The 7,314-nt window shown below is 42.0% G+C and carries 6 protein-coding genes and 1 tRNA gene; 3 read left to right on the top strand and 4 right to left on the bottom strand.

The window, feature by feature from the left end; genetic code table 11:
- Positions 1-1,945: 1,945 nt before the first annotated feature.
- Together FEF09_RS18785 and FEF09_RS18780 are read left to right on the top strand one after the other, a co-directional pair.
- The gene (locus FEF09_RS18785; protein ID WP_146306538.1) at positions 1,946-2,242 is read left to right on the top strand and encodes a helix-turn-helix domain-containing protein; all 297 of its coding nucleotides are present in this window, start codon (positions 1,946-1,948) and stop codon (positions 2,240-2,242) included.
- A gap of 5 nt (positions 2,243-2,247) precedes the next feature.
- Positions 2,248-3,495 carry a type II toxin-antitoxin system HipA family toxin gene (locus FEF09_RS18780; RefSeq protein WP_146306537.1) on the top strand — a complete coding sequence of 416 codons (1,248 nt, stop codon included), beginning with the start codon at positions 2,248-2,250 and terminating at the stop codon, positions 3,493-3,495.
- Between the two features lie 89 nt (positions 3,496-3,584).
- Here FEF09_RS18780 and FEF09_RS18775 read toward each other — a convergent pair.
- The 3 genes from FEF09_RS18775 to FEF09_RS18765 form a co-directional block, all read right to left on the bottom strand.
- Positions 3,585-3,671: transfer RNA gene (locus tag FEF09_RS18775), tRNA-Ser, on the bottom strand.
- 68 nt (positions 3,672-3,739) lie between these two features.
- On the bottom strand, positions 3,740-4,783 hold the full coding sequence (locus FEF09_RS18770) for an asparaginase (protein ID WP_146306536.1): 1,044 nt from the start codon (positions 4,781-4,783) through the stop codon (positions 3,740-3,742).
- Positions 4,784-4,828: 45 nt separating this feature from the next.
- Entirely contained in the window at positions 4,829-5,599 is a 771-nt protein-coding gene (locus FEF09_RS18765; RefSeq protein WP_146306535.1) for a TatD family hydrolase, read from the bottom strand.
- A 123-nt stretch (positions 5,600-5,722) separates the two neighbouring features.
- Between FEF09_RS18765 and FEF09_RS18760 the strand changes: the two genes are divergently transcribed.
- The gene (locus tag FEF09_RS18760) at positions 5,723-6,607 is read left to right on the top strand and encodes a hypothetical protein (protein WP_146306534.1); all 885 of its coding nucleotides are present in this window, start codon (positions 5,723-5,725) and stop codon (positions 6,605-6,607) included.
- Positions 6,608-6,660: 53 nt separating this feature from the next.
- On the opposite strand, the gene FEF09_RS18755 is transcribed toward FEF09_RS18760, so the two are convergent.
- Positions 6,661-7,287 (bottom strand): polysaccharide deacetylase family protein, encoded by a 627-nt coding sequence (locus FEF09_RS18755; RefSeq protein WP_146306533.1) that lies wholly within the window; start codon positions 7,285-7,287, stop codon positions 6,661-6,663.
- Positions 7,288-7,314 lie beyond the last annotated feature (27 nt).

Below are 7,314 nucleotides of genomic sequence, written 5' to 3'. Positions count from 1 at the left end.
CTACGGAGGGGAATTACCTGATTATAATTGAAGATAAAGTTTTTTCCGGCGAGCATTCCAACCAGCTGAAACATAAAGCAATAGCCGAAAATTATTGTAGTGAAAATAATATGCAACTTGTTTGTCTTATATAAAGACAGGGAGTGAATCTAAGATGATTTTAGATTCGATTCGTGCGAAAGGTTTTGCCACTTTTACCAGAAAAGATTTTATAAACTTTCTAAGTAGTCATGACAGTATCCGCAATAATATTTTCGTAGACTTGTAGAGCGCCTGTTATATTTGGATGCCAGTCACAAAGCCTTCGAAACCCTCCCTGTCGATAAATGGAATGACGCCTGCTGGATTGGTTTTTATCAATTTTTAGAAGAAGAAATAGGACTACTGCGTTGGGATTATGTTAATCCACCGGGAGGAGATGGTTTTGGAATGCCTGTTTAAATTGGGAATATTGGGACGGCTTCCCGGTTTATCTGCAAATTGAACAAGGAAAGCTGTGTTTTAAAATAGCAACGGATCCGGAAGAAATTGATACAGAGGAAGAATTTGAGAGCAGTTATAAGAAATCGCTGGAATGAAATGTTACTTGCCAAAGCTGGAAGTACCGGCGTCGCTGAAATACGGAGACCCGCGAGGTTGGTAATGGAAAATATATGACTGCAGCTATTGTCGAAAGAGACATATGGTTGGGAGCCGGGGACACTGTTATTGATAAGTCACTCGTGATAAGTCAGCTTGTAAAATATAAACAGTTCCTGACGGATTGTATTGCGGGCGTATAATCCTCCTGCCTTTTTAAACAACACACCGTGCATCTATCAAATGAAATACAAAAAGGCTGCATAGCCTGAACTCTTCTGTTCAGCTGGCATCCACCATTGATGGTACCTTCCCGGATCAATATGCTTTTTACAAGAACCCGGGCAAAAGTTTCAGTGTGGATTTTGGGCCGGCAGAAACAAGTTTTTCCATTGTACTCGTTGAAAAGACAGACAAGCAAAATTATGAGCACTGTTTTGCGAGAGGTCTATTTACAGACCTTGATCGTATAGCAACTGTAATAGATCTTTGGGTAGACAAACAAATCGATATTACAGCTATCAAAAAGAGTTTTCTGAACTTGACCTGTATACAGATTTTGAGTACAGCAATCCCAATGAGGACATTAACAGCGCGTGGACAAAAGTGAAGAATAGGTGCTTCAATGATACCCTGTTTTGGAAATTGCCCGAATGGGAAGGAAGATATGTTGAGCTATTGCATGAAGCCCAAAAACACCCGGCTTTCGCAAATTATTATCCGTATACCAGTCACTACTGGTTAAGATTCAGTCTTGACAAAGACATGAACGAAACATGGGAATGGGGCATTCATATTATACCGACGATGTATAGCGAGGAGGTGCCGGATACAATTGGTAAGTTTTATGTTTCGTATAATGATACGCCAATAGGAGGACGATTTTTGAGACGGTGAAAGAAGCGCTTGACTTTTATGCTGAGATATTAGAAGAAAGAAGGCCGGCAAAAAGTGATTCTTGATGGTGGTAGATTTATCTGAAGTCAAGTTTTCACCAAAGACATTCATTTCAAAACTAATTATTGACAATTGTGTAATACGCTATTGTATTATTACTTTTTAGTATTGAGTGACGCTTTATTAAAATAAGTTTACAAATTTGAGCCTGCCGGATTTACTCAGTAACCCTGTAGAAGTATCGGTCATTAGTGAGCATTTGATATGGACGATGGCGAAAGCCGTTATATACGGTTCTTGTATTGAATTAAACTATTTATGTGATGAATATTTTCACCAAACGATGAAATATTGGGGAAAATATTCGCCTATAATACGTGATTGTCAACCAATTTAATACAAGAGTAATATTATAATTTTGGGAATATTATCATCAATAATTGTATTTTTGCTGAAAATATGCATCAAAATGAAGTCCAAAAAGCATATTCTTTTTCCAAAGCAACAAATTCTATTAGAAGAGTTAGGTAATAGAATGTTCCTTGCAAGAAAACGTCGCAAATTAACTGCTATCCAAGTGGCAGAACGTGCTGCAATTGATAGAGGAACATTAAGAGCAATAGAACAAGGTAGCCCATCTGTTTCTATTGGCGCTTTTATTAATGTATTGAGAGTACTGGGCCTTCAGAGCGAAGTATCAAAATTGCTTGAAGAAGATCCTGTTGGAAGAAAATTACAGGATTTGAGATTACAAAATAAAGATTAACCCTAATGGCCAAAACTGATATTTGGGTATATGCTCATTGGAAGGGCATGGCTCATACCAAGCCAATCGGTATACTTTCCGCAAATTTAGGCAAGACTGGCCAATTATTCAGTTTTGAATACAATAGGGATTGGCTAGAGTCTTCTGAACAGTTACTATTAGACCCTGACATAGGATGGTATGTAGGCACACAATATCCCACAGAAAAGGAGAACTTCGGTGTGTTTATAGACTCTATGCCTGACACATGGGGAAGAAGATTAATGCAGCGAAAAGCGGCAATACTCGCAAGAGAAAAAAATGAGCGTCCTCCGCGTTTAACTGATTTGGATTATCTTCTTCAGGTTAGTGACTTCACAAGGATGGGAGCATTGCGTTTCAAACTTCATCCTGATGGTCCTTTTTTGAACGATGATAATGAAAAGCCTATTCCACCGTGGGCGCATATTCGTGAGCTACAGCAAAGTGCAGAAAAATTTGAGGCTGACGAAGAAATAGGTAATGAATGGCTTGAACTATTAATTGCTCCAGGTTCCTCATTAGGCGGTGCGAGACCCAAAGCCAACATACTTGATGAAAAAGGACAACTCTGGATTGCCAAATTCCCGGCAAAGAATGATACAACTGATAAGGCAGCCTGGGAATATCTTACGTATCGTTTAGCTGTAAAATCCGGTATAAAAATGTCTGATTGCAAAGTAGAGCACATTTATGGCGCATTCCAGACATTCTTCACTAAACGATTTGATAGGGAAGGTCTTGATCGGATTCATTTTACTTCGGCAATGACAATGTTGGGATATACAGAAGAGCTACTTCGTGATAAAACTCCCAGCTACCTTGAAATTGCGGAGTTTATCCAACATCAGGGGGCCGCTCCGGTAGATGATCTTCATCAGCTTTGGCGAAGAATTGTTTTTAATATGAGTGTGTCTAATACAGATGACCATCTGCGTAATCATGGATTTATTTTAACACAAGCTGGCTGGCGGCTGTCTCCCGCTTACGACTTAAACCCATCAATAGATAAAAACGGACTTGCATTGAATGTAGATTTATATGATAATGCATTGAACTATAAACTTGCTTTTCAAGTAGGAGATTATTTTCAGCTAGGGCAAACGGAAATGAAGAATATTTTAGCAGAGGTGACGAATGCTGTTAGTAATTGGGAGCAGGAAGCAAAAGAAATTGGAATATCCCGAAGTCAAATCCAACAAATGTCACCAGCATTTATGACTGAATCAATTTGAATTTTTAACTAATCAAATCCTTGACAAGGATTTGATTAGTTAAAATCAAAAAAGCCTTCAAGTCTTTCGACTTGAAGGCTTTCAGCTTGCGGAGAAGAAGGGATTCGAACCCTTGAAACCCTTTCGAGTTTACACACTTTCCAGGCGTGCCAGTTCAACCACTCCTGCACTTCTCCGGGTAGGTTGAATTTTTATTTTCAGGGTGGCAAAGATAGCCATTTCCCTCAGATTACCAAAATAAAATTTAAATCGCTTCCCAGTCGTTGGTATTAGCCGTCAACTCCCCTCTTAATGAGGTCTCAATCATCGCTTTGGTAGAAGCCGGATCGAGGTCCTGTCCCAGTACAAACATCAGTTTCGTGATCGCCGCTTCAAACGTCATATCATGACCACTGATTACGCCTATCTGCTGCAACGGCTGACTGGTTTCATATTTACCCAGTTCTACCGATCCACCATCACATTGCGTGATATCCACGATGATGACACCTTTGTCTATTGCCTTTTTCAGGCACTCTATAAACCATGGCTGTGTATTGGTATTACCACTACCGAAAGTCTCCATAATCACTCCGCGAAGGCCACTAACGTTTAGAATAGCCTCTACTGCTTTACGGGTGATGCCCGGGAACATTTTCAGGACAGTGACATTATCATCGAGGTGTTTATGTACTTTGAGCGGCTTATCAGGAGACGGTAATACAAACTGTGTTTTGTATTTGATGTCGATGCCTGCTTCAGCCAGCGGTGGATAGTTCATGGAATAGAACGCCTCGAATTTCTCCGCGTTATATTTCTTGGACCTGTTACCACGGAAGAGCGCAAAGTCGAAATAGATACATACTTCCGGCACAACCACCTGTCCGTTATGACGGGTAGCGGCGATCTCCATAGCGGTGATAATGTTCTCTTTGGCATCTGTACGGATCTTGCCGATGGGCAACTGCGAACCGGTTAAGATGACAGGTTTAGAGAGATTTTCCAGCATGAAGCTGAGTGCTGAAGCGGTAAATGACATGGTATCAGAACCGTGAAGGATGACAAATCCGTCATACCGGTCATAGCGGTCTTCGATAATAGACGCCAGTTCCACCCATATTTCGGGCTGCATGTCGGAAGAATCTATTGGCGGATTGAAAGCGTACACGTAGAAATCAATCCCCATACGGTATAGTTCCGGAAGATTGTTACGTATCTCGTTAAAACCGATAGGACGCAAGGCTTTGGTTTTCTCGTCGTAGATCATCCCAACGGTGCCCCCTGTATAAATAATCAGGATTTTACTCATTGATGCTGCTGTTCCAAATTGCCTGCAAATGTACCGCCTAAAAGGTTAAAGCATTTTGAATAATTTGAGCGCGTTGTTTGTCGTAATAGCAGCTACATCGGCTATTTTTAGATTTTTTACATCTGCAATCTTTTCACCGATCAGTGGAATGTATGCACTCTCATTCCTTTTACCACGGTAGGGTACCGGGGCGAGGTAAGGCGCATCCGTCTCCAGTACTACATTTGCGAGGTCTATATCTTCCAGTATCTTATCCAGACCCGATTTCTTGAATGTCACTACCCCTCCTATACCCAGATAGAAACCAAGATCAATGATCTCTTTCGCCTCTTCCAGAGTACCGGAGAAACAATGGAACACACCGGAAAGGCGACCATCCTGTAAAGCTTTTACCTCATCAATACATTCCCGGGTGCTCTCCCGGCTGTGAATGGCTACCGGCAGACTATACTCGCGTGCCAGCTCCAGCTGTGTACGGAAGGCCTTATATTGCTGTTCAACATGTGTCTTATCCCAGTAGAAGTCCAGTCCGATCTCTCCGATGGCTTTGAACGGACGCTTTGCTAACCAGTCTGTTACAGCTCCCAGCTCCTGATCCACGTTTTCATTCACATAACAGGGGTGTACTCCCATCATGGCAAAACACTTACCGGGAAACTCCGTTTCCAGCGCCAGCATACCGTCAATGGAACTACTATCAATGTTCGGCAGGTATAAGTGGGACACGCCCGCAGCCAGCGCACGCTCTACCACCGCTGTCCTGTCTTCCGAAAAATCCTCCCCATATAAATGGGCGTGTGTATCTATCCAATTCATCTATAAAATATTATATTTTTTTATTCAATTACTAAAAATATTACATTTGTATAATATTTATATTTCAGTAAGTGCTGTACAAAAGTACAGCCGAAAGACCTCATTTAAAACTATACTTATTCTATGAAAAGCTATTTTTGCTTTAACCGTATCTTCGCAGGAGTGATCATCCTGGTATTGGTGGTAACCTGCTTTTTTGCCTGCTCAAAATCAACTGAATCAGCTAGTCCGAATGCGAACCAGGCTGATAATCTCACAATTAATGCTGCTGCCGATCAGGCGATCGTTAGCGGAATATATGATGACCTCTTCGGTATTGCGCTGGAAGTAGGTGCTAAAGCTGGTATGAACCAGGCTGGCCGTAAGGCAAATATTGACCTGACTGCCAAACTGGGTAGCTGCGCAATCGCCGAAATCGACGACGTAAGCGCTGGTCAGTGGCCTAAAGTAATGCTGATCAAATTCGGCGCTCAGTGTGCTGATGCAACCGGCCGCGTGCGTGCAGGAAATATTCAGGTAACTTATTCTAACTTCTTCTTCTATCCAAACGCTACTATCACAATTAAACCACTGAGCTATACAGTAAACGGTATCGCTGTACAGGGTACAAAAGTGATCACCAACCTGAGCTCTAACAGTGAGTATAAATACAGCTCTGTTATCAATGATGGCGTACTGAGACTGGATACTGTGACAGTAAACTACAAGAGCAATACTACTATCAAACAGACTGACGGTTTAGCGACCCTGGCTGATGTGACTGATGATGTGTTCAGCATCTTCGGTACTGATTCCCTGATCTATGCAAATGGTACAACTGCCGCTATCACCGTTGGTGAAGCCGATGCACTGGAAAGAAAGATCGAATGCCCATGGTTCAGCAAAGGTAAAGCACTGGTGACTGTAGGTAGTATCACTGCGAATGTAAACTACGGTAATGGTGTGTGTGATGATTCTGCCTCTATCGATCTGGGTGATAAAGTGAAAAGCATTAAATTGCCTAAATAATAGCAATAATAATTCATGAAAAAGCCCGGGCGATGAACCCGGGCTTTTGTATTTTAATAAGGAATAGCTTCCATATTCAACTTCTCTTTGCGGAAGTATTCCAGTACCCTCGGTAAGGCATACTCCAATCGGTCCCAGGCCTTTGTACTGTCGTGAAATACAATAATAGACCCCGGTTTCGCCTTAAACACGACATTCTGCACACACGCTTCTCCACTCCTTTCCGTATCAAAATCAGCGCTTAACACATCCCACATGATCACCTGTGCATTGGGAATCAGCTTTTTCAGATGCTTTACCTGAAAAGGCGTAATTCTGCCATAAGGCGGGCGGAATAACGGTGAATTGATGTATTTACGGGCCTCAAGAATGTTCTCCATGTATTTATCAGTACCGGTTTTCCAGCCGTTCAGATGGTTATGGGTATGATTGCCGATATGATGCCCTTCCTTCAGTATCTGCTGGTAGATATCCGGATGCTCAATAACGTTTTTCCCTATACAGAAGAAGGTCGCTTTTGCCTCGTATTTACGGAGTTGTTCCAGCACAAAAGGAGTCGCCACAGGATGTGGGCCGTCGTCAAACGTGAGGTATACAGATGGCCTGGCCGGGGAAAAGTTCCAGGTGCAGTTTTTATACAGTGCTTTCAGCAGCCCGGGTGTTTTCGTAAGATAAAACATGGATGTCGCGATTGAAAAATAAAGGTA

The sequence above is a fragment of the Chitinophaga pinensis genome (genome assembly GCF_007896845.1).
GTDB lineage: Bacteria > Bacteroidota > Bacteroidia > Chitinophagales > Chitinophagaceae > Chitinophaga > Chitinophaga pinensis_C.
This window is presented reverse-complemented; position numbering and strand designations above follow the sequence as displayed.